The sequence below is a fragment of the Gilliamella apis genome (assembly GCF_030758615.1).
In the GTDB taxonomy this organism is placed as follows: Bacteria; Pseudomonadota; Gammaproteobacteria; order Enterobacterales; family Orbaceae; genus Gilliamella; species Gilliamella apis_A.
On the sequence record NZ_CP132381.1, the window covers coordinates 1,146,565 to 1,170,982 of the forward strand.

Sequence of the window (24,418 nt, forward strand, 5' to 3'; positions counted from 1 at the left end):
AAATGAGTAATATAACACTACTAGGCGATCAATCCGTTCGCTATCCTACTGACTATTGTCCAGAAATCTTAGAAACATTCGATAATAAACATCCAGGCAACGATTATTTTGTAAAATTTAATTGTCCCGAATTTACCAGTCTTTGTCCAATAACTGGGCAACCTGATTTTGCTACTATTTATATTTCGTACGTGCCAAATATTAAAATGGTAGAAAGTAAATCACTCAAACTTTACTTATTCAGCTTCCGCAATCATGGTGATTATCATGAAGATTGTATTAATATCATCATGAAAGATCTGATTAAATTGATGGATCCAAAATATATAGAAGTGTGGGGAAAATTTACCCCCCGAGGTGGAATATCTATTGATCCTTATGCTAATTATGGTAAAGCAGGTACTGATTGGCAACAAATAGCCGTGAATCGCTTAGCTAATCATGACCTTTATCCTGAAAAAATCGATAATCGTTAATCTTTTTACAGGAATAGTTAAAAATGCAAAATCGTAAAGCACTTGTTATCTTTTCTGGTGGCCAAGATTCTACCACATGTTTATTGCAAGCTATTGCTGATTATGGTCGTGAAAATGTCGAAACCATTAGTTTTCAATATGGCCAACGTCATGCAATTGAACTGGAAAAAGCTAAATGGATTGCTGAAGATCTTGGTGTCAAACAAACCGTTATTGATACGTCGGTGATTAAACAGACAACCAATAATGCTTTAATTGATGACTCTCAAGAAATTACTGCCACTAAGGAAACTGATTATCCTAATACATTTGTTGATGGTCGTAATATGCTGTTTTTACTTCTAGCTGGATGTTATGCCAAACAACAAGATATTTGCGATATTATTATCGGAGTTTGTGAAACTGATTTTAGTGGTTATCCTGATTGTCGAGATATCTTTATTAAATCAATGAATGTATCGATGAATTTGGCTATGGACTATAACTTTAATCTCATTACACCATTGATGTATCTTACTAAAGCTCAAACGTGGGAAATGGCCGATAAGCTTGGTTATTTGGATTATGTCCGAAAATATACCCATACTTGTTATTATGGCGTTGATGGTGGTTGTGGTAAATGTCCTAGCTGTATTCTTCGAGATAATGGTTTAACCGATTACCTTAGTCATTCAAATTAATTGTAACACTGGGTTCGCTTACCCCATTAAAAAAGGAAAAACTTATGTATCTGAACACTAATTCAGAACAAACTAAACCATTTACTCATGTAGAACAGATGAAAGCACTTGGATGGCTTTCGTTCTTTCATATTTTAGTTATTGCTTCAAGCAATTATTTAGTACAAATCCCATTTGATATTTTTGGTTTTCATACTACTTGGGGCGCTTTTACTTTCCCATTTATCTTTCTTTCTACGGATTTAACTATTCGGGTCTTTGGCGCTAGTCTAGCCAGAAAAATAATTTTTGTAGTAATGATACCTGCTTTGCTACTTTCTTACGGGGTTTCAGTGTTATTTTTTGATACTCATTGGATGGGATTGGCTGCTTTATCTGAATTTAATAGCTTTGTTTTCCGGATTGCGTTAGCTAGCTTTGCCGCTTATTTAGTTGGACAGTTAATGGATATTACCGTATTTAATTATTTAAGAAAAAACAGAGCATGGTGGGTGGCACCTTCTGCTTCGGCAATATTAGGGAATGGTATTGATACTATTGTCTTTTTTGCTATAGCTTTTTATAAAACTAATGACGAATTTATGGCAGCGCATTGGGGTGAAATTGCCACTATTGATTATAGCTTTAAAATAATCATCTGTGGTTTATTCTTTTTACCATTATACGGAATTATTTTAAATTTTATCTTAAACAAATTAGTTATCAAATCCCAGTAACTTGACTTTAAGTTTACCTATGGTTCATTATTTATCTGGCAGTTAAGGTTTATTGGCAATATAATAAATTCCAACTGCCAATTTTTATCTCTCAAAAAAATCCGTTCCTCAAAATTTCAACAAAATTCATAATTTAATTATAAAAAAATTTAAAAATTTGATTAAAGAAGTTTTGCCAAACCTTGCCTGAAAGTGCATAATATAGCTAAAAAAACAACCAATACATTCATTGTAACAGTAAGGGATTAGGTGAAATAATGAGATTGAGTAAACACTTAGCGGTGTTAAGTTTATTTTTTATGCTATGTGCTTGTGATAATCAAGAAGATAAAACTGTAGAGTCGCAGAAAGTTGATAAAACTGAGTTTACAACAGATGTCATTGACAACAAAACCGATACTGTTGCAACAGAAACTTTAACTGAAAGTGAAGCTGTATCTCAATCTCATAATGCCTTTAATCCAACGCCAGAGTTAATTGAAAAGTATAAAGGTAAACAATTAACTGTCATTGATAGCTCAGAGGTTATTCTCGATGGTTCAAGTACTTTAGTGGTGACTTTTTCTGTACCACTAAATCCTAAATTGAATTTTTCTAATTTACTCAGATTAGTTGATAGAAAAACAGGTAATGTTGATGGTGCATGGGAGTTATCGGATAATGGTTTAGAGCTAAGACATCGTTATCTTCAACCAGATCGGCAACTGGTTTTAACCATTGATAAATTATTATCAGCCATCAATGATAGCCATTTAGAATCTGTTTATCAAAAAGAAATTACTACTCAAGACCGCCAACCTACAGTAGGTTTTGCAAGTTCGGGTATATTACTACCAAGTAAATCTATGAGCGGATTACCTGTCACAACATTGAATGTAAATAAAATTGATATTAACTTTTTTAAAATTAAACCAGAAAAATTACCTGAATTTGTTTCTTATTTTGGTTTTATTGATTTACTCTCAATTTGGAACAAAAAAGAGTTTACTAGATATGCTGATTTAGTTTACTCATCAAGGTTTGATCTTCATCCAAAACCTAATGCGCAAGAAACCATTTTAGTAAACCTTTCTAATATATCTGAAGTTAATCAAGAAGGTGTTTATATTGCTGTGATGAATGAGGCAGGTATTTATAACGAATCGAATCCAGCAACTTTATTTTCAATTAGTAATATTGGTGTGTCAGTTCATCGTTATAAAAATGCTAAGCTAGTCGTAATGGCTCATGGTTTAGATAATGGTAAACCATTAGCAAATATTAACTTGTCATTAATGTGCCGTAAAAATGAAAATAATAAAAACTGCCATACAATTTCAGTAGTGACCGATCAGAATGGTTATGCTGAATTTAACCTAGATAAAGATTATGACTATTCGGTATTAACAGCCTGTGATGGCCTGCAAACTTCATTTGTAAATATTGATAGTAATGCGCTTAATCTGACTGATTTCAATTTGTCAGGCAGTCCTTTTTATCAAAAACAATTGTTTGTTTTTGGACCTCGTGATCTTTATCGTCCAGAAGAAACTGTCTATTTTAATGCATTATTACGTAATGCTGATGGGCAATCATTACCGGATCAACCAATCATTGCTGATATTATTTCTCCTGATGGTCGAGTGATTAAGAATTACCAATTAAAAAGTAATGCTGATTTAAATGGTTTATATCAGCAAACTTTTGATATTCCTGATGATGCAGCAACTGGTAAGTGGTCAATTCGTTTTAATTTAGGCGATGATAATTATCGCTTTTGGAACTTTAAAGTTGAAGAGTTTTTGCCTGAGCGTATGGCAATGGAAATCAAAAGCTCAGCAAACAGTGCGATTCTTAATGACGAAGATATTAACTTTAATGTTAAAGGTTGGTATTTATATGGTGAACCAGCAACAGGTAACAGTTTAGAAGCTAATCTCTATTTAAAGAGCGTTGATTCAGTTACTGGCCTAGCTGACTTCAAAATTGGAAAAGTGACAGACGAAAGCCTATATCGTGAGCTTGATCCTCTTGAAGTGGAGTTGGATGATGATGGTTTAACTCAAATTGAGGTTAGCAAAGATAACTGGTCTGGATTACAGTCTCCTGCTAAATTGGTTTTACAAGCAAGTTTACTTGATTCAGGAGGTCGACCGGTTACACGTTATGCGACACAAACCATATGGCCGGCAGATAAATTACCTGCAATTCGAGCATTATTTGAAGATTCACCATATTATGATTGGAATAAGGATCAATATTATGATCGACCTACCGTTGACATTGACCATAATGCCGAATTTGAAATTGCTTATGTCAATCTTGAAGGTGAAAAGTTAGCTACAAATTCATTAAAAGCTCGGTTGATTCGCGAACGTCGTAGTTATTATTGGACTTGGTCAGATGAGGATGGTTGGCGATTAAACTATAATTCTAGTGAATATGTGGTTTCAGAAAATCAACTATCTATTGATGCAAATAGTACAACCAAAATAAGTTTTCAACCAACAGATTATGGCTCTTATCGAGTTGAAGTTGTTGATCCTCAAACTAACGTTATGACAAGTTTCCGTTTTTGGGCTGGTTATGATTGGGAAGATAATACTCGTGGCACAAAATCTGTACGGCCAGATCAAGTTAAGTTAACTATTGATAAACCATCTTATAAAGTTGGCGATATAGCTAGAGTGAATGTGCAAGCACCAGTTGCTGGCTCCGGTTATATCTCTTTAGAAAGCAATGAAGGTACCATTTGGAAAAAATCAATCACTATTGATGAAAATGGTTTAGATGTTGATATACCAATTGAAAATTGGGGACGACATGATATCTATATTAGCACCATGATAATTCGTCCATCGACAGATGCTACTGTACAAACAGTTAAACGAGCGATTGGATTATTATATTTACCAATTGATACAGCAGACCGACAATTAAATGTTGCAATTAATGCTCCAGTACAAGTTGAACCTGAAACTACTGTACCGATAAAAATCAAAATGGATAAACAATTTATCCAACAGGATAAAAAAGTCACTGTTTTAGTTTCTGCAGTTGATTCCGGTGTATTAAACATTACTGATTTTGTTACTCCTGATCCTTATACAGGATTTTTAGGGCGTAAACGCTATGATGTCAATATTTACGATGTTTATGGTAAATTGATTGAAGCTTCAGGGCGTAATGTTAGTATGAGCTTTGGTGGTGATGCGATGGGTGCTGGTGGTAAAAAACCATCAAATGAAGTCCTAATTGTAGCACAACAACTTGAAACTATTCAGTTAAATGATGAAGGCGAAGGGATCATTAACTTACCATTGCCTGATTTTAATGGTGAACTACGAATAATGGCGCAAGCTTGGGATAACAATCGTTTTGGTAGAGCTGAAAAAACGATGAAAGTTGCTGCTCCTGTTATTGCTGAATTAACAACACCTCGATTCTTATCTGGTGGTGATCAGGCGATTTTAGCGTTAGATTTGCATAATTTGACTGGTAGTACGCAAAACATGCAAGTTGAGGTATCAACTAGTGGTTTGCTTTATCAAAATGAAACAAAATCGGTTGCTGTAAAACTAGATAGTAAACAGAAAGATATTATTAAGATTCCTGTTGCTGCCGACTATGGTTATGGTAAAGGAACAATAAAGATAGATGTAAAAGGCATTTTGCTTGAAGATAATTCTGATTTCAATATAAGTCGTTCTTGGACAATTGGCATAAGACCCGCATATGCCGCAACTTCAAGATCTTATGTCGCAGCATTAGATGCAAATGAAAGTTGGCAATTATCAGACCAAGCTTTAACTGGTTTAATCGAAAATACTGTTGAAGGGCAGTTAGTGGTCTCTAATCAACCTCCTTTAAATATTGCACAATATATCAAAAGTTTATTTGCTTACCCGTATGGCTGTTTAGAACAAACTACGAGTGGGTTATTCCCATCTTTATATGCTAACAGTGATCAACTGGCGCAGTTAGGCATTAAAACTGATTCTGATGAAAAGCGTCGAGAAAAAGTTCAAACAGGTATTTCACGCATCTTATCAATGCAACGTAGTAATGGAAGCTTTGGTTTATGGAGTAACTATAGTGAAGAAGAACATTGGCTAACAGTCTATGCGACAGACTTTTTATTGCAAGCTAAAGAACGTGGATATCAGGTTAATGATAAAGCGCTTGATGCTGCAATGACGCGTATTGGTCAATATATTTATGATGCCTCTGCATTTAATAATCTTAGTTATTACGGTGATTTAAACGTGCTTGAGTTTAATAAATTATCTATTAAAGCTTATGCTTTGATGATACTTTCTAAACAAGAGAAAATCACTGCTGCAATGCGTAATGAAATTAATTATTTAACCGATAAAATAATGAGCAGTGATACATCATTTATCTATTCACCGTTACCATTAGCTCATTTAGCGGTAACAGCAAAATTGAATGGTTATCAGTCGACCTATGACAAATTACTGCCGTTAGTTTTTACTACTCCATATGCATATAATGATAGGTGGTTAGGCAATTATGGTAGTACAGTTCGTGATCAGTCATTAATTCTTTCTTTATTGATAGAAAATAATATGGCTAAGAATAATCAGGCAAGTTATCTATATAGTTTGTCAGAATTATTAAATGATCAACGTTATTTCTCAACTCAGGAATTAAATGCGTTATTTATTGCTGGTTGGACATTAGATCAACATAAAAATGGTAATAAATTCAAAGTGTCAATAAATGGCAAAATTGATGATGTTGATTCAATTGTTTCACACTCCTATGATTTTGAGGGATTAGCACAAGGATTGTCTATTAATAACTCCGCTCATGATCAGCCACTTTATATTAAATTTTCAGTTACAGGTTATGCAAAAACGCCTCCTGCACCAACATCGCAAGATGGTTTCTTAACTATTAATCGAACCTATTATGATTTACATGGTAAAGAAATAATACCATCGGATATAGAAGTAGGTTCCATGATGGTTGTCGTTTTGGATGTAACAGCCAAAAAAGCTGTTCATGATGCTTTGATTGTTGATTTCTTACCTGCAGGTTTGGAGCTTGAAAATCAAAATCTTACCAATAGCAGTGTACATTTATCAACAATTCCATGGGTTGCTGATTTATTAAAAAGTGATGATATTAATGAGATTAAATATCAGGAATTTAGAGATGATAGATATGTTGCTGCGGTGAATATCAATACCTATATCAATGAAAATAAATATCGTAAACGCGTTGCTTATTTAGTAAGAGCAGTGACTACTGGTGATTACATGATTCCTTATCCTTATGTTGAGTCAATGTATCGACCAGAGCGATTTGCTATAGGACAATCACTTGATTTGATGAAAATATCTAGTCCTAGCAAAAAAGATAATAGTGAAGAAGGTGATAAGTAATTTCACTGTAACATTTAATCAAAATGATTATTCCGCCAATATAGTTGGCGGAATTTTTTATTTTCGAATAAATTTAGCTGGGTAATATAATAACGATAATGAAAAAGTTCTTTTGTAAACTATTTAAATTTTTGTTGGTATTACTAGTTTTATTTGTTGGTGGCTTTTTTGTTGCTGATTATCTTTTTCCATTATCTGTTTCACAAAATAAAACTACGCAAACTGTCGTTGCCGACGATGAAACTCCATTATGGCGATTTGCCGATAAAAATGGTATTTGGCGTTATTCGGTGAGCCTTGATGAAGTCCCAGATTATTATCTTGACGTTTTATTAAATTATGAGGATCGTTATTTTTACGATCATATCGGTATTAATCCCATTTCTTTACTGCGTGCTGCTTGGCAAAATATATCTAATGATAGAATTGTGTCTGGAGGTAGTACCATTTCAATGCAAGTGGCTCGGTTATTATATCCTCATGATCGAACATTGTTTGGCAAGTTAAAACAGATCTTTCGCACTTTTCAACTAGAATTGCATTATAGCAAAAAAGAAATACTCACTTTATATATTAATCACGCACCTTATGGTGGCACAATTGAAGGTATAGGTGCTGCAAGCTGGTCTTATTTTGGTAAACAGCCCAAAGCATTAACCCGTAGTGAGGCAGTTTTATTAGCTGTGTTACCGCAAGCGCCTAGTAGGTTACGACCAGATAGGTTTCCTGAAAGAGCTAAGCAAGCTCGTGACAAAGTTCTAGATAGATTAGCTGAATATCAAGTGTGGTCAAATGACTTGATTGAACAAGTACGCCGTGATGAGGTTTGGGTTTATCCACGAAAGGCCCCTCAGTTGGCTCCATTATTAGCTTATCGCTTAAAACAACAATATCCTAATGAGGATATTATTCATTCAACCATTGATGTGTCTCTCCAATATAATTTAGAAGATTTAGCTGTTAATCGTAAAAATCAATTACCACCTAAATCATCATTGGCTATTTTAGTTGTTGATCATACTGATATGACTGTAAAAGGCTATGTAGGTTCGGCTGATTTTAATGATAAAGAACGTTTTGGCCAGATTGATATGATTAGGGCATTACGTTCTCCGGGTTCTACATTAAAACCGTTTATTTATGCTTTTGCTATTGATGATGGTATGATTCATTCTGAATCTTTACTGCAAGATGTTCCTCGTATTACCTCAGATTATCGACCCACTAATTTCGATGAAGGTTTTTATGGTCCAGTTAGTGCATCAGAGGCACTAAGTAAATCACTGAACTTACCCGCAGTTCAATTAATCGAATTATATGGTCCAAAGCGCTTCAGCGCCAAACTGGCAGGTATTGGTTTGCCTTTATCTTCTATAGCTAATGAACCGAACATTTCTTATATATTAGGCGGCGCTTCATTAAGAATGGATAATCTTGTTAGTGCTTATAGTGCATTTGCTAGGCATGGTGAGGTGAGTCCGTTACGTTTCACTAAAAAGGAACCATTAATAAATAAACCACTTATTTCTGATGGTAGTGCTTGGATAACAAGGCAAATGCTAATTAATAGTAATCTGTTAGCTTATAAAACGGGTACCAGTTATGGCTATCGGGATGCTTGGGCGGTTGGAGTTAATTCAAGATACTTAATTGGTGTTTGGGTTGGGCGACCGGACGGTACACCTGTTGCTGGACAATATGGTTCAATATCTGCAATGCCAATTTTGCAACAAGTTAATTCGATACTTTTAAATAGAGAAAATCGTTTAAATCGACTTATTACTTCTAATAAAAAACCAGAATCAGTCTCTTCTATGAAAATTTGTTGGCCATTAGGACAACCCCTTCCTGAATCAGATGCGAATTGTCATCGACAAAAAACAGCATGGATATTGGATAAAATGGTACCACCAACATTAAGTACTTATAGCGAATTGAAAAACAATATTTACCGTTCTGGTTGGATAAATATTTGGGTTAATGCGCGAGGGGAACGTGTCGCAGCTGATTGTTTAGGCGCGCAAAAAAAACAGGTAGCATTATGGCCTGTTTCGTTAGAAAACTGGTTATTAACTAAAGAACGAAGACAATCGATATTACCGCCTATCGATAAAACGTGTCCTATAATGGGTAAAGATATTTTTACTTCACTTAATATTGTTGGGCTACGTGATAAACAATTAATTAGAGCATTGCCGGGCGTTTATCAAGTGACTGTTGATCTTACTCCGGAAGGTGGTTATGGAGAGAAATGGTGGTTTTTAGATGGCGAATTAGTGGCTAATTCTCAAAATAATGAAAAAATAGCTTTAACAGTGACCAAAAAAGGGAAACATCGTTTATTATTATTAGATGAAAGCGGTCAAATTGTTCGATTAACTTTTATATCAGATTAATAAAGGAACTCTCGCATGGCTATACAACGCACTTTATCAATCATTAAACCCAATGCTGTTAAAAAACAAGTTATAGGTGAGATTGAAACTCGAATATCAAAAGCAAAACTCAAAATCATTGCTATGAAAATGATCAAGTTGACAAAGTCTCAAGCTGAAGGCTTTTATGCTGAACATCAAGATAAACTTTTTTTTGATAAATTAGTTAATTTTATGATTTCAGGGCCAATAGTTGTGCAAGTGCTGGAAGGTGAAGATGCTATTAACCAATATCGCCAATTGATGGGTGTTACGGATTTAAGTAAAGCCGAACAAGGAACGTTGAGAGCTGATTTTGCCGATAACACTACTGAAAATGCCGTACATGGTTCAGACTCTATTTCATCAGCGGAAAGAGAGATTGCCTACTTTTTTGTAGATAGTGAAATAGTTGGATAATTGCTGAATAAAGCAAATATCACAGATAAATAAATTTTATGATTTTTCAAATTTATCTGTGACTTATATTAACTGGCAATATGTAACTTAAATGGTTGGCTTTGAAGATGTTGTACTGTTTCGATATCTAAATGGTTATCGGTGATAATATCGGTAAAACGATTAAGTGGTATGGAAGTAAATAAAGAATAAGAATTGTATTTACTGCTATCCGCAACAAGCACTACTTTATCAGCCTTTTGAGCAAATCCTGCTTTAATTAATGCTTTGTCTTCTGTTGGTGCGGTTACCCCTTTACTTAAACTCCAGGAATTACAACTTACAAACGCAATATCGGGATTAATTTGTAGAAGTAATGAACGTCCATGTTCACCAATGCATGATTGGCTACTATCATCAATTTTACCGCCAATGATGGTTACTTCAATCTGTTTAAACTCAGATAAAAAAAGTGCAATATGCAAATCTGATGTAATGACTCTGACAGGCATTTGGGTAATTCTTTTAGCTATTTCCAAAGTTGTTGTCCCTGCATCAAGCGCTATTGAGTCGCCAGCTTTAATAAGATCGGCTGCAACATCTGCAATAAGCTGTTTTTCACTAAAATTTTTATGAATTTTTTCAGATGTAGTTGGTTGGCTAGGAATAAAACGATTTAAAGTAACGCCGCCATGTGTCCGACTGATTACGCCTTGTTGATCTAATTTAATTAAATCGCGGCGAATAGTAGCAGGAGAGGCTTCAGTAGCTATAACTAACTCTTCGACTGTGACTAAGTTATGAATCTTAAGATAATCCATGATTTGATCGAGTCGATTGTATTTTCCCACTGAAAATTCCCCTTTCTATTTTTCTAAGTTTATTAATATTGTTAACTAAGATAACAGTTCCGCTAATCGGATTGATTCTATCATACTATCGGCTTTTGCAATACCTTGCCATGCAATATCAAATGCTGTGCCATGATCGGCTGATGTTCTAATAAATGGTAGTCCGGCTGCGATATTTACCCCATCATAAAAACCTAATAATTTAAGGGGAATATGACCTTGATCGTGGTACATTGCAACAACCATATCAAATTTACCTTGATGGGCTTGTAAAAATACTGTATCGGGTGCACATGGACCAATGGCATCAATGCCACAAAGTTGCATTTTTTCAATAGCTGGTGTAACAAATTTTATTTCTTCATCACCAAACAGCCCATGTTCTCCTGCGTGAGGGTTAACGCCAGCTACAGCAATTTTGGGCGCAGAAATTCCTACTTTTTTAAGAAAATCATCAGCAATTTTAATAACTTTTTCAATTCTATCACTACTTAATTTATCCAAAAAGTTTCTTAATGAAACGTGAGTGGTAACATGAATCACTTTTAGTGAATCAGTATAAAGTACCATAGCGACATCTTTACTATTAGTGAGCTTCGCTAACAACTCAGTATGTCCTGGATACATGTGTCCTGCTGAGTGTAGTGCCTCTTTGTTTAGCGGTGCTGTTGCAATAGCTTTAACTTCGCCTGCAAGTGCTAATTCAGTTGCTTTTTTTACACATCGATAAGCTAGATCACCAGCTTGTGGTTGAATTTTTCCAGGTTGTAATGAATCGATATCTTCCAATTTTATATCAATTATATTAATCACATTTTTTGAGAAATCAGCCTCGTTCACGCTATTAATAACATTAAAATTAACATCGCTAAATAATCCCATTTTTAATTGTTTTTTTAATAAATCAGCCGAACCAATTACAATCGAATGTATATTTTTTACAATATCTGATTGTAGTGCTTTGACAATAATTTCCGGTCCGATTCCAGCCGGATCTCCCATAGTTATCGCTATGATTTTTGACACAATTTATCTCCTTTAAATAAATCTTAATGCTTTTAAAAAAATATCTTTTGTTCCAAATCCACCGGCTTTAGTAAATATTTTATAATCTAAAATTTCATGGCTTAATAATCTACCGTAAGGGACTCCTTCACAAACTTGTCCCTCGATTGTAAAACCTATCGCACCTAAAGATTTAGCAATGGAAATAGCTACATCCCCACCAGTTAAAAATAAATTATTAAACTTTATGTTTTTAACTAATAATCCTAAACCACTACAGATTTTTTCACCTAGTTCGGTTCTTGATAATTGATATTGTTGGCAATACAAATCGATTTTTTCTCGTTCTTGCTTATTGGTACTGGTTCTGACAATACAATGTTGATTATTATCAAGTATTTTTTGAATTTTATTTTTATATGTTATTAACGTAGTTGCTGATAGTTCTGGTAATAAATCTGATATTTTTAGATCTATTACATTCCAGTTATTATCATGTTGAATGGTATAATTTATCTGTTGTTGAGTAATTTCGCTCATTGATCCTGCCATGACTAACATTGGTTTTTTACTTAGTCTTTCTGATTTTGGTTTTTTTTCTGTCATTGATGGCGAAAGGAATTCAACTAATCCAGCCGAGCCTACTAGTAAAACTTTATCTAGTAATCCTTGAGTTTGTTCTATAATCGTTTTTAAATCATGATTTGTTTCAGCATCGATTATGATGATCTTAGTTCCTTGAGTTGCAAAGTTTTCAATACATTTTGCTATTTGATGAGTTCTTACTTTATCTATATTGATTTCTTCACATGGATAATCTGTTTGCTGTTTTATAATTGTTTTTATATGGGATGAACAAATAGGTGTTTTAGGATCAGTGGCAAATTCGGTGTTGATTAGTTCAATACCATTAACATAGCATTTACCATTTTTAGTAATACGATTCATATTAGGAAAAGCTGGTATAACTAAAGCAAATTTAATTTGAGTTGTTGCCAGTAATGTTTCTATTTCCCCACCTATATTACCACGCAGAGTTGAATCAATTTTTTTATAAATAGGTTGTAAATGTCGGTTATTTAAAACAACTTGCTTAATTCTATTTTGGGCTTCATGATATTCGATTGCTCTACTTTCAGTATTAACAACCATAACTTTTTTATCATTAATATGAGTTTTTAAAGGCTGTATAGATCGCCAATCAAAAACAACATCAACAGTGAATCCTTTCTTAACAAATTGTACACCAGCGTCATTAGAACCAGTGAAATCGTCTGCAATTATTAACCTTACCATTGACTAATCTTACTCAAAAAAAACTATTTTTAGGATTATACCGATTATTTAATCAAAAAAACAATAAAAATGATTAAAATAAATCATTTTAATCATAATGTGATCTGGATCATAGTTTTGTAATATTAAAATTGATCAATTATCTAACTTAAAATAACATTAAATGATTAAATTAAATCAATATGATTTTTAATACTCATTTAAATTGCAATCGATTGGAGCTAACTATGCACATTAACAGTACTGTCTTAAGTGGACAAGGTGTATTAAATGATCTTAATTTTCTATTCAAACAACATCGTCATGTCATATTTATGACTGATAAAAATATTATTAATTTACCAGTTGTAACTAAATTGATAAAAACACTTGTAGATACGGTTCATCATTTCACTCTCATTGATGATATTCCACCAGAGCCTAGTCATCATGATGTCATAAATTTATTAAATCGAATGAAAATAGCTAATGCTGATCTAGTTGTTGGTGTCGGTGGAGGTAGTGTTCTTGATGTTGCTAAATTAATTTCAGTGTTATGTGCTAAAGAGAATCAATTGACTCTTGAACAATTATTGGCAGGTGTGAAACCTTCTAAACGATGTACTTCCATTCTTATCCCTACTACGGCGGGAACAGGTTCCGAAGCAACTCCAAATGCTATTTTGGCTATTCCTGAAAAATCTACCAAACAAGGCATCATTTCACCAGTTATGTTGCCTGATTATGTGTGTTTGATTCCAGAATTAACTATTTCTATGCCAAATCATATTGCGGCCTCTACAGGTATTGATGCTTTGTGTCATTTAATTGAATGCTTTACAGCCAGTATAGCCAATCCGGTTGGTGATAATTATGCCTTAATAGGTATGGATAAATTATTTAAGTTTCTTGAGAGATCAGTAAATGATAAAACTGATTTAGAAGCAAAACTGAATATGCTTTGGGCTTCATATTATGGTGGTGCTGCGATTGCCCATTCAGGTACACATCTAGTTCACGCTATGTCATATCCTCTAGGTGGTAAATACCATATTCCTCATGGTGTGGCAAATGCCATTCTACTAGTTCCTTGTATGGAGTTTGTTCGTGACGCGGTGGTTGAAAAATTTGCACAAGCTTATGACTTATTGCCAGATGCAAACCTAAATTTAACTAATGAAGAAAAATCGCATGCATTAGTCAGTTACTTTAAAGATTTAGTCGGTCGTTTAGCACTACCTACAAAGTTACAAGAACTTAATATCTCGCCACAAGATTTACCCTATCTTGTTGATTCAGCTTTAGAAGTGAAACGTTTAATGAATAACGTTCCTAAACAAGTTACCAAACAAGATGTTTTAGCTATTTATCAATCACTTTTATAGACAATCCTACTCTTGGAGTAAAAATTATGAGCAAAAAAATAGAAGGAATTTTAACCGCCATTGTCACAACGTTTGATGAAAATGGGGATTTTTGTCCAAAAAGAATGCGTAAACAGGTTCAACGCCAATTAAATCATGGTAATAGTGTTTTTTGTAATGGTACCAATGGTGAATTTTTTGTTTTAACCCAGCAAGAAAAGATCAAAGTTACTGAGGTTTGCGTCGATGAAGTATCTGGACGTTCTCCTGTAATGTCTCACATCGGTGAAATTTCAACCCGAGAAACCATAAAATTAGGTAAGCAAATCGAAAAATTAGGCGTAGATGCTGTATCAGTAATAGCGCCATATTTTATTCCATTAAAACAAGAAGAACTCATCTATCATTATTCAACAATTGCAGATGCACTAACCGTTCCTGTTTATCTATATAACATTCCAGCCAGAACAGGTAACACCATTTTACCAGAAACAGCCGCCAAACTTGCCGAACATCCTAATATTGCTGGTATCAAGGACAGTGCAGGAAGTGCCGAAAGTTTGCAAGCCTTTCTTGATGTAGCAAAAAGCTTAGATAACTTTGATGTATTAACCGGTCCTGATTCATTGATATATCAAGGATTTGTTGGTGGTGCAGTTGGTTCGATTTCTGGGCTTGCTAATGTTGCACCGGGTTATATCAATGCTATCTGGAAAAACTTTAAAGCAGGTGACCTTGATAAATCTAAAGCAGCTCAGGATGCTGTAGGTGATTTAAGGAAAAATTTATATGCAACTGTATTCTCTCCGGCAGCAGTGAAAAAAGCGTTAACACTAATGGGAGAAGAAGTTGGTGTAAGTCGTTATCCAATCCAGTTTTCAGATGATCACATTGCAACCATTAAAACCATTGTGAATCATTTATAACAAATATTTAACATGTAATTATAAGAAATAAAGGTGATATATGCATTACTTTGGAACAATGGACACAATAATAATTGTTAGTATTGTTGTCCTTTATATATTAGCTACCTCATGGATGACTTATTTTTTAAGAAGTAAAAATAATAGTGATTTCATGGAAGGTTCTCGAGCTGTACCGGCGATAGTTGTTGGGATATTACTAATGACTGAGTATATTGGTGCAAAATCAACAATTGGCACAGCACAATCAGCGTTTGATAATGGGATTGCTGCATCATGGTCTGTAATTGGTGCTGCTATTGGTTTCCCACTTTTTGGATTATTGTTAGTAAAAAAAATCTATAATACTGGTGAAATTACTATTTCAGCTGCAATTGCTCAAAAATATGGTAATTCTACTAAGAATTTGATATCGATTATCATGATTTATGCATTAATACTTGTTAATGTTGGTAACTATATTAGTGGAGCGGCTGCAATTTCAACTGTGTTACAAATTTCATTGCCTGTGGCAGCATTTATTACTGCAGTAGTCAGTACCTTTTATTTTGCCTTTGGCGGTTTGAAAGGTGTTGCATATGTAACAATCGTTCATAGTGGTGTGAAATATTTTGGGGTGTTATTTATCTTAGGAACGGCTTTATACCTTACCGATGGTTTTGCTCCAATGATCGAACAAATGCCACCTCATTATTGGACATGGGATGGTTCAATTGGTGCAGGTACTATTTTTGCATGGCTAATCGGAACAATTGGTTCAATATTTTGTACGCAGTTTGTTATTCAAGCAATTTCATCAACAAAAGATGCTAAATCGGCTAAACGTGCTTGCTGGTATGCCTTCTTTTTCTGCTTACCTATTGCGATTGCGATTGCGGTTATTGGGGTATGTGCGAAATTTCTTCATCCAGATATTAAAAGCTTGTATGCGTTACCAGTATTTATTCAAGATATGAATCCTTTTATGGCTGGGATTATTACTACCTCATTAGTTGCTTCTATTTTTATCAGTGTGAGTACTGTTGCTCTAGCGATTGCATCATTAATCGTTAAAGATTTTTATGTTCCATACTTTAAACCAACGCAAGAAAAAGAATTTAAAGCGACAAAAGTCATCTCAGTTATTGTTGGATTTGCTCCGCTCTTGTTAGTTTTAGCCTTTCCTGAGGTCTTAAAGCTTTCTTTCTTTACTCGAGCAATTAGGTTGTCTATAACTATAGTTGCAATGATAGCGTTCTATTTACCATTCTTAAACAGTACTCGAGCTGCTAATATGGCATTAATTGGTGCCGCTGTTATCACCTCTACTTGGTTCTATTGTGGTGATCCATTAGGAATTAACAATATGTATGTTGCGTTACTTTCTCCAGCCATCATTATGTTGTTAGACAAATTATTCATCAGTCCTTTTGTAAAAGAAAAAACAAAAGCGGATTCTTTATAAGGAGATAAATTAATGACTCAAGTTAAATTGGACTGTTCGGGTAAATTGACTACAAATAATTCTGATCCATTGCGTGTTGATGCTTATTTACCAACAGAATGTGTGCAAAACCATGCTGCAAATTTATTACCATTACCAAATGGTGATCTACTTTGTACATGGTTTGGGGGAACACAAGAAGGTATTGCGGATATTTCAGCTTATTATTCGCGTTTAAAGAAAGGCTCTAATACTTGGACAAAAGCCACAAAATTGTCAGATGACGCAACTAGATCTGAACAAAATCCATTGTTTTTTTTAGATCCTGAAAATGTATTGTGGCTTTTGTATACAGCTCAAGTTTCAGGTAATCAAGATACGGCTATCGTTCGTTATCGTAAATCAAAAGATTTTGGCGAAACGTGGGGGCCAATAAATACACTTCTTGAAGATCCTGATAAAGGAATTTTTATAAGACAACCTATAACAGTGATGCCAAATGGAGATTGGTTATTACCTGTATTTTATTGTATAGCTAAACCTGGTGAAAAATGGGTTGGTAGCTATGATACTAGCGGTGTAATGATATCAAAAGATAAAGGAGAAACATGGTTTAATGTTGATATACCTGATAGTTTAGGTTGTGTTCATATGAATATTATGATGTTACAGGATAATAGTTTATATGCTCTTTTCCGTAGTCGTTGGGCTGATAATATTTATGAAAGTCGGTCTAATGATGGTGGGTATACCTGGTCAAAACCTATTCCTACCATATTACCTAATAATAATTCGTCTATTCAAGCAACCGTATTAAATAATGGACATATCGCTTTAGTGTTTAATAACTCAAGTGCTAAGGATGCAAAAGAAAGGCGTGTCTCATTATATGATGAGATTGAAGATACCAGCAGCACCAATAAAAAAGAAGCCGCTATCATAGATGGCCAAAAAAATGCTTTCTGGGGAGCACCAAGAGCACCGATGTCTTTAGCTATTTCAACAGATAATGGTAAAACGTGGTCTTATATTCGAAATTTGGATGAAGGTGATGGTTACTGCATGTCAAATAATTCTAAAGATAAATTGAATAGAGAATTTTCTTATCCAAGTATCAAGCAAGGTTTCGATGGCAAGCTTCATATTGCTTATACTTATTTCCGAATGGCAATTAAATATGTTGTTGTCGATGAAAATTGGGTAAAAGCAGAGAAATAATTTTATCTAGCCCATCAATTTTGATGGGCAATATTAGGTTAAATATTATTTTAAACAATGTTATGGAGAGTAATGATGATTGCAGGGAATATGAATTTTTTAAATCTAGCTACGTTACCAAAGTCGTTATATGATGTTCTATCTCAACCAGAAACAAGTCTGAATTATTTGAAAAGTTTAGCAGATGGTCGTTATCAGCTTGAAGGTGAAAAATGGTTTTATAATATAAATGATTCAATTACTTCACCAATTCAAGAAAGACACACTGAATTTCACAAAAAATATTTAGATATACAATTAATTTTAAGTGGTGAAGAAATTATTCGTTATAGTTTAAATGATTGTAGTTCTGAGTCATTTTTTGAAAAAAAACCAGACCTTTTTATTTTAGAGAATCCTTTATTAACAAACTCCATTCTCCTAAAAGAAGGTGATTTTGTCACTTTCTATCCAGGCGAACCGCATCAAGCACTTTGTATGGTTGATGTGCCTAAAAAAGTTCGTAAAGCAGTATTCAAGGTACCTGTTGAAATTATTTAATTTTTTAATTCGAGGTTACAATCCAATTTAAGTTTACAGTAAATTTATTCTTTTGATTTCCTGTAAGCTTAAAGATCAAGTATTAGATTCCACGTACTTTGCCATTTTATTATTATCAATTTGTTATAAATTTAATCCAATTAGTGATTAACATATAACTAATAGTTATATCTATGTAAATATTTGTTATTTATCGTAAAGACTATTTATTGTTAGACTTTTTATGTAAATACCTATCTTATTAAGGATGTTGTCATGAAATTTCTAACTAAATCATTAACAGCTGTAGCTTTGATTAGCACACTATTAGGCGTGAACTCTGCTTATGCAGATCTTTTAGACGATATTGAAAAACGGGGCGAGATCAAAATTGCTGTATTTGATAGCAATCCTCCGTTTGGATTTATTGATGAAAAAACCAATAAAATAACAGGGCTAGATGTTGATTATGCTAATGAAATAGCTAAAGGATTAAATGTAAAAGTGGAACTTGTTCCAACTAATCCAGCTAATCGTATTCCATTACTTACCTCGCAAAAAGCGGATTTGATCGTTGCCAACTTTACGGTTACTGATGAGCGAGCTAAAACAGTTGATTTTAGTTTGCCTTATTTTGCCACAGGTCAGAAGTTTGTGGCTAAAAAAGGATTGTTAAAAACAGCTGATGATCTTAAGAAACTTCGTATAGGGGCTGATAAAGGTACCGTAATGGAAATTACTCTTCGTGAAAAGTTTCCAACAGCTAAAGTGATTTCATACGATGATACTCCTTTTGCTTTTGCAGCATTACGTAATGGAGTGGTACAAGCTATTACTCAAGATGATGCTAAGTTAATTGGTTTACTCGCAAATGTCCCAGAAGAACAACGTGCTGTTTTTGAAATTTCACCATTTAGTATTACTGAAGAATATCAAGCTGTTGGTATTCCAAAAGGTGAAACTCGGTTAAAAGAAAAAGTTAATCAAATATTATTAAAACTTGAAAATGATGGTGAAGCATTGACTATTTATAACCGTTGGTTTGGTCCAGATACAAATTCTGCGATGCCTCGTGGCGATTTCAAAATAGGAAAAGGTCAATAAATTATATGTATGAGCAATTACTAGAGCCTCGTTATTTATGGTGGTTATGGGATGGTTTTTTAGTCACTATGGCTATCTCTTTTTTAACAATTATATTTTCTACTACATTAGGGTTTTTGTTAGTTATTGCTCAGCAAAGTCATATTAAAATTATCAAAGGCGTTGTTATTGGATATAACGCCATTTTTCGTTATTCGCCATTATTACCACAACTTTTTTTCTGGTATTTTGGTATCGGTAATTTGTTACCGATTGAGTTTAAATTATGGTTATTTGATGAACCAGAAATTCAACTGTTTTTGTTCACTCTAAAAATGCCATCTTTTGAATTTATTATTGGTTTAATTGGTTTAACATGTTATTCCAGTGCTTTTATTGCTGAAGAATTCCGGGCTGGAATTATGGGGGTGAGTAGTGGACAAGAACAAGCCTCATTAGCGTTAGGTCTCACTCGTTGGCAGAGTATGCGATTTATTATTTTACCGCAAAGTTTTCGTATCGCTTTTCCTCCTTTGATCGGTCAATATATGAATATTATCAAAAACTCATCACTAACCATGGCAATAGGTGTGTTAGAACTATCTTATGTTTCCCGTCAAGTAGAAACCGAATCGTTAAAAACATTTCAGGATTTTGCAGTAGCAACTTTTTTATATATTTTCGCTATTGTTATTGTGGGTACCCTAGGCAATATTTATCAATCAAAATATTTACAAATTGGAAAGGTCTAATACGTTATGGATTTTAAGGGTTTTGAAATTATTTGGCATAATCTCGATTATCTTATTTTTGGAAATTTCCCTGGTGGCATAGTATTAACATTGTTAATGAGTTTTGCTGCTATTGTTTTTTCGACCATTTTGGGTGTTTTCGCGGGTGTCGGTTTAACGGTTTGTGACGGATTTTTACGTAAACTTTTAGTTATTGTATTAGGTTTTTTAAGAGCGATTCCCGTTATTATGCTCATATTTTGGACTTATTTTTTATTGCCAGTTTTATTAAATATTGATGTGCCAGCTATCACTACTGTGATTTTTGCTTTATCATTAATTGGTGGTGCATACATTGGTCATTCTGTTCATGCAGGAATGGTAGCTATTGGCAAAGAACAATGGCAAGCAGCTTTTTCATTGGGTTTTACAAAAAGCCAAGTCATTATTTTTATTATCTTGCCACAAGCATTAAAAATGATGTTACCTTCCTTTGTTAATCAGTGGGTATCATTAATTAAAGATACCTCTCTAGCTTATATCGTTGGTGTTGCAGAGTTTACCTTTATTGCTACCCAAATTAATAATCGCAGTATGGTTTATCCTACAGAGATTTTTTTATTTGTTATTGTGGTTTATTTTATTATTTGTGCCACACTTGATTTTACAGTATCAGTATTACCTAAATATCATTTATTTTCTCGCAAAAAATAGCTAGATGGTTTATTTCAATATTATTGAGCAAAACATCTCTAAAAAACTCAAAAAGGTTATTAAGGTTCTTTTAAGCTTTATTTGCTAAATTATAAGTAAATATTATCAATATTGGTTTTGATATGTTACTTAATATAAATACTCATCTTTTTTTATTAATCAATGCGCAAGAACAAGCTTCGAAGTTGTTTATACTTTTTGCTGTGTTTTGTGCTAATTACTTAATATTACTGCCTATTGGCTTATTAGCAATATGCTGTATATACAAACCACTATATAGAACATTGGTGATAAAAATTTTAATAAGTTTAGCATTAGTGCTAACTGTTACTTTTATTATAAGGCATCTATTTTATTCGCCACGGCCATTTGTACTTAATGTTGGTACTAATTTTTTAACCCATGATAAAACGAGTTCGTTACCAAGTCAGCATGCTGTTTTTATTTGGACTATCTGCTTTTCTATTTATTTAAATTATAAAAAGCAATTTAAATCGTTTGCATATTTATCTACTGTAGTTGCTTTGCTTGTTTGCTGGAGCCGTATCTACTTAGGGGTTCATTGGCCACTAGATATTTTAGTTGGTATGTTATTAAGTTTTATATCAGTTTTTCTAATTAAAAAATTTTGGTTTCTATATTACAAAATTTATAAATGAATAAAAATTTAAGTTGTTTAAGGTTAGGCATATACTAGTTAACTATGCTAGCTAGGGTATTTTTCAAATCTAATTAAGGTTGAACTATAATGAAAATACTTATAGTCGAAGACGATAGTTTATTACAAAAAGGGTTATACGATGGTATAACATCTGATGGTTATGTTTGTGAAGTGGCATCTAATGGTAAGCAAGCGGAAGAACATATAGAGTTTTCGCAATTCAGTTTAATTATTCTTGATTTGGGATTGCCAGATTGTGATGGTTTAGAATTACTCACTCGTTGGCGTAAAAAACAAATTGATATTCCTGTCCTTATTTTAACTGCCCGCGATACTATTGAAGATAGAGTAGAAGGTTTAGATCTTGGTGCTGATGATTATTTAATTAAGCCTTTTGCTTTAACTGAATTACTAGCAAGAGTGAGGGCATTGATTCGTCGAAATCAAGGAACAGCTGATAATATTATTAATTATGGCCCGATTAGCATTGATATTAAAAGACAAACAGCGACATTAAATGAACAAGAAGTTATATTAACACCTAAAGAGTTTATTTTATTGTCTAGATTAATGTTAAAAGCTGGAGAAAAAGTACATCGTAATTTATTGCAAAATGATTTATATGATTGGCAAAGTGATCCTAGTTCAAATGTGCTTGAAGTTTATATTCATGCGCTACGAAATAAATTAGGTAAACATTTAATCAAAACTGTACGTGGATATGGTTATCAACTCAATATTGATAATTAGCTATTATTCTAAATTTAGTGAATGATAAACTTATGATTGAAAAATCCTTGACCAAGATACGTCATAGTATTCGCTGGAATCTTTTTTTTACTTTAGGCGCTATTATGTTAATTTGCCAAATTATTACGGTATTTTGGTTATGGCATGAAAGTAAAGAGCAAATTGATGTTCTAGTTAATTTAACATTAAGTAAAAATAAAATTGACGAAGTAGTTGAGCACGAGGAGTTAGAGGCTATTTTTGCTCTGTTCTGTTCTGCCTTTTCTATGATGGCTGTAACTTTATTTTTAGCTTATAAAGCTATTAAATGGATTACTAAACCTTTAGAGATTCTTGAAAAAGATCTAAACCAAAGAACAGCTGATAATCTTAGACCGATAAAACCAATTAGTAATATGCGTGAAATCAAATCGATTACACTGGTATTGAATAATTTGTTTGAGAGACTCAATAATACTCTTTCACAAGAACGTCTTTTTACTGCTGATGTTGCACATGAAATGCGAACACCATTGGCAGGTATTCGTCTGCATTTAGAATTACTTGAAGCGAAAAATAAAATCGATTGTCGTGAACTAATTGAACGTATAGATCGTTTAGTCAATACGGTAGAGCAACTTTTGATGCTCGCTAGGGCTAGTCAAAAATTTACGTTAGGTCAGTATCAAAAAATTAATTTTTATGATGATATTCAAATACCACTTTTTGATGAATTAACCGAACTAACAGAACAAAAACAACAAACGATTGAATGGCAAATTACTAATAAGATTACTTTTAGTGGCGATGCTACTCTGATTCGTTTACTGATTCGCAATCTGGTTGAAAACAGTTATCGATATAGTCCAAATAAAAGTAAAATTACGATATGTTTTTATCAAGACATTCAAGATATTATTATTGCGGTTAAAGATGAGGGCTGTGGTATTGATGAATCAAAGACTGAAAATTTAACGAAAGCCTTTTTCCGAATGGATCGTAAACATAATGGAATAGGGCTTGGCCTAAGTATTGTTAATCGCATCACTAAATTGCATCATGGGCAATTTACATTAAGAAATCGGCAGGACCGTCAAACAGGTACCATTGCCGAAGTTAGACTTAATGATTCACTTCATCAATTAACTTAGTTATTAAACTGTTATGTTGATTTTCTTTAATAAGTGATGATAAAAAACGTTGCCAAGTGCGTTCTATTTTTGCTTTGGCAAAAAATCCGACATAATTAGCAATCGGAATAAAGGTCGAATTACCTATATTATCAATAATGATTAAGCGATTTTTTTCAGATGACAAATGCTGAAATAAAATATTTTTACTTTTGATTGTCATGGTAATAATTCGATCTTTTAATAACGCTGTTTTTAGTGCTTTAAGTGATACAACTAACGCACTATAATATTGTTGAGTTAATTGTTCGTCATAGAGATATTTTTCTAACGGTGTAGCAATTTTCCCATCATAGTCCCGAATTAATTCAAAAACATGTCCTTGTCCAAAATTTGTTGTTACTGGGCCATAATATTTTGCCAAAACATCCCACGATATTTTGCGTTTTATAAGATGTTGATAATAAGCAATTTCACGGTTTGTTTCTTCTTCGGCGCCATCATTATAATTTACTTTGATACATTTATTCGGATCATCTGGATGATGATAGCATTTTCTATGTAGTCCTTTACTTATATAATCTTTTTCGGTAAGTTGAATTAAATTTTTCATCAATTGATATCGTGTAATTAAAGGTTAACTGAAAGTGTAGCAGTTAGTGTTTTTTATCGCTATGGTTTTTTTATTATAAGTTCTAGCGCTTTTATAATATT

The 24,418-nt window shown here is 33.3% G+C and carries 21 protein-coding genes; 17 read left to right on the plus strand and 4 right to left on the minus strand.

Annotated features, from left to right (window positions below; all coding sequences use genetic code 11):
- Nucleotides 1–2: 2 nt before the first annotated feature.
- The 6 genes from queF (at nucleotide 3) to ndk (ending at nucleotide 10,096) form a co-directional block, all read left to right on the plus strand.
- A complete protein-coding gene (gene queF, locus RAM17_RS05295) occupies nucleotides 3–476 on the plus strand; it encodes a preQ(1) synthase (protein ID WP_086363504.1) in 474 nt (157 codons plus the stop codon).
- A 23-nt stretch (nucleotides 477–499) separates the two neighbouring features.
- Nucleotides 500–1,156 carry a 7-cyano-7-deazaguanine synthase QueC gene (gene queC, locus RAM17_RS05300; protein ID WP_110448224.1) on the plus strand — a complete coding sequence of 219 codons (657 nt, stop codon included), beginning with the start codon at nucleotides 500–502 and terminating at the stop codon, nucleotides 1,154–1,156.
- A 44-nt stretch (nucleotides 1,157–1,200) separates the two neighbouring features.
- Nucleotides 1,201–1,872, plus strand: a complete 672-nt coding sequence (locus RAM17_RS05305) for a 7-cyano-7-deazaguanine/7-aminomethyl-7-deazaguanine transporter (protein ID WP_110448223.1) — start codon at nucleotides 1,201–1,203, stop codon at nucleotides 1,870–1,872.
- Nucleotides 1,873–2,129: 257 nt separating this feature from the next.
- Nucleotides 2,130–7,262, plus strand: coding sequence for an alpha-2-macroglobulin family protein (locus tag RAM17_RS05310; RefSeq protein ID WP_146208340.1), 5,133 nt, complete (start codon nucleotides 2,130–2,132; stop codon nucleotides 7,260–7,262).
- Nucleotides 7,263–7,360: 98 nt separating this feature from the next.
- The gene (gene pbpC / locus RAM17_RS05315) at nucleotides 7,361–9,658 is read left to right on the plus strand and encodes a penicillin-binding protein 1C (protein WP_110448221.1); all 2,298 of its coding nucleotides are present in this window, start codon (nucleotides 7,361–7,363) and stop codon (nucleotides 9,656–9,658) included.
- Between the two features lie 15 nt (nucleotides 9,659–9,673).
- Nucleotides 9,674–10,096 carry a nucleoside-diphosphate kinase gene (gene ndk / locus RAM17_RS05320; protein ID WP_110448220.1) on the plus strand — a complete coding sequence of 141 codons (423 nt, stop codon included), beginning with the start codon at nucleotides 9,674–9,676 and terminating at the stop codon, nucleotides 10,094–10,096.
- 68 nt (nucleotides 10,097–10,164) lie between these two features.
- Here ndk and RAM17_RS05325 read toward each other — a convergent pair whose 3' ends face one another.
- From RAM17_RS05325 to dtnK, 3 genes are read right to left on the minus strand one after another with little or no spacing between them, the layout of a single operon-like run.
- Complete coding sequence (locus RAM17_RS05325) at nucleotides 10,165–10,926, minus strand: DeoR/GlpR family DNA-binding transcription regulator (RefSeq protein WP_110448219.1); 762 nt, start codon at nucleotides 10,924–10,926, stop codon at nucleotides 10,165–10,167.
- Between the two features lie 45 nt (nucleotides 10,927–10,971).
- Nucleotides 10,972–11,952 (minus strand): 4-hydroxythreonine-4-phosphate dehydrogenase PdxA, encoded by a 981-nt coding sequence (gene pdxA / locus RAM17_RS05330; RefSeq protein ID WP_110448218.1) that lies wholly within the window; start codon nucleotides 11,950–11,952, stop codon nucleotides 10,972–10,974.
- 12 nt (nucleotides 11,953–11,964) lie between these two features.
- Complete coding sequence (gene dtnK / locus RAM17_RS05335) at nucleotides 11,965–13,227, minus strand: D-threonate kinase (RefSeq protein ID WP_110448217.1); 1,263 nt, start codon at nucleotides 13,225–13,227, stop codon at nucleotides 11,965–11,967.
- A gap of 227 nt (nucleotides 13,228–13,454) precedes the next feature.
- On the opposite strand from dtnK, the gene RAM17_RS05340 reads away from it, so the two are divergent.
- From RAM17_RS05340 to pmrB, 11 genes are all read left to right on the plus strand, one after another.
- Nucleotides 13,455–14,591, plus strand: coding sequence for an iron-containing alcohol dehydrogenase (locus RAM17_RS05340; protein WP_110448216.1), 1,137 nt, complete (start codon nucleotides 13,455–13,457; stop codon nucleotides 14,589–14,591).
- 26 nt (nucleotides 14,592–14,617) lie between these two features.
- On the plus strand, nucleotides 14,618–15,496 hold the full coding sequence (locus RAM17_RS05345; protein ID WP_110448215.1) for a dihydrodipicolinate synthase family protein: 879 nt from the start codon (nucleotides 14,618–14,620) through the stop codon (nucleotides 15,494–15,496).
- Nucleotides 15,497–15,536: 40 nt separating this feature from the next.
- Nucleotides 15,537–16,940, plus strand: a complete 1,404-nt coding sequence (locus RAM17_RS05350) for a sodium:solute symporter family protein (RefSeq protein WP_110448214.1) — start codon at nucleotides 15,537–15,539, stop codon at nucleotides 16,938–16,940.
- A gap of 12 nt (nucleotides 16,941–16,952) precedes the next feature.
- Nucleotides 16,953–18,137 (plus strand): sialidase family protein, encoded by a 1,185-nt coding sequence (locus RAM17_RS05355; protein ID WP_110448213.1) that lies wholly within the window; start codon nucleotides 16,953–16,955, stop codon nucleotides 18,135–18,137.
- Between the two features lie 75 nt (nucleotides 18,138–18,212).
- Nucleotides 18,213–18,677, plus strand: coding sequence for a YhcH/YjgK/YiaL family protein (locus RAM17_RS05360; RefSeq protein ID WP_110448212.1), 465 nt, complete (start codon nucleotides 18,213–18,215; stop codon nucleotides 18,675–18,677).
- A 255-nt stretch (nucleotides 18,678–18,932) separates the two neighbouring features.
- The gene (locus RAM17_RS05365; protein ID WP_110448211.1) at nucleotides 18,933–19,760 is read left to right on the plus strand and encodes an ABC transporter substrate-binding protein; all 828 of its coding nucleotides are present in this window, start codon (nucleotides 18,933–18,935) and stop codon (nucleotides 19,758–19,760) included.
- Between the two features lie 5 nt (nucleotides 19,761–19,765).
- On the plus strand, nucleotides 19,766–20,491 hold the full coding sequence (locus RAM17_RS05370; protein ID WP_110448210.1) for an amino acid ABC transporter permease: 726 nt from the start codon (nucleotides 19,766–19,768) through the stop codon (nucleotides 20,489–20,491).
- Nucleotides 20,492–20,497: 6 nt separating this feature from the next.
- Nucleotides 20,498–21,184 (plus strand): amino acid ABC transporter permease, encoded by a 687-nt coding sequence (locus tag RAM17_RS05375; RefSeq protein WP_086364485.1) that lies wholly within the window; start codon nucleotides 20,498–20,500, stop codon nucleotides 21,182–21,184.
- 122 nt (nucleotides 21,185–21,306) lie between these two features.
- Nucleotides 21,307–21,843 carry a phosphatase PAP2 family protein gene (locus tag RAM17_RS12515; protein WP_110448209.1) on the plus strand — a complete coding sequence of 179 codons (537 nt, stop codon included), beginning with the start codon at nucleotides 21,307–21,309 and terminating at the stop codon, nucleotides 21,841–21,843.
- 89 nt (nucleotides 21,844–21,932) lie between these two features.
- Nucleotides 21,933–22,595: a two-component system response regulator PmrA gene (pmrA, locus tag RAM17_RS05380; RefSeq protein ID WP_110448208.1), complete on the plus strand. Its 663-nt coding sequence runs from the start codon at nucleotides 21,933–21,935 to the stop codon at nucleotides 22,593–22,595.
- A gap of 32 nt (nucleotides 22,596–22,627) precedes the next feature.
- Complete coding sequence (gene pmrB, locus RAM17_RS05385; protein WP_110448207.1) at nucleotides 22,628–23,725, plus strand: two-component system sensor histidine kinase PmrB; 1,098 nt, start codon at nucleotides 22,628–22,630, stop codon at nucleotides 23,723–23,725.
- Here pmrB and RAM17_RS05390 read toward each other — a convergent pair.
- Nucleotides 23,697–24,317, minus strand: coding sequence for a YrbL family protein (locus RAM17_RS05390; protein WP_110448206.1), 621 nt, complete (start codon nucleotides 24,315–24,317; stop codon nucleotides 23,697–23,699). The genes pmrB and RAM17_RS05390 overlap by 29 nt on opposite strands.
- Nucleotides 24,318–24,418 lie beyond the last annotated feature (101 nt).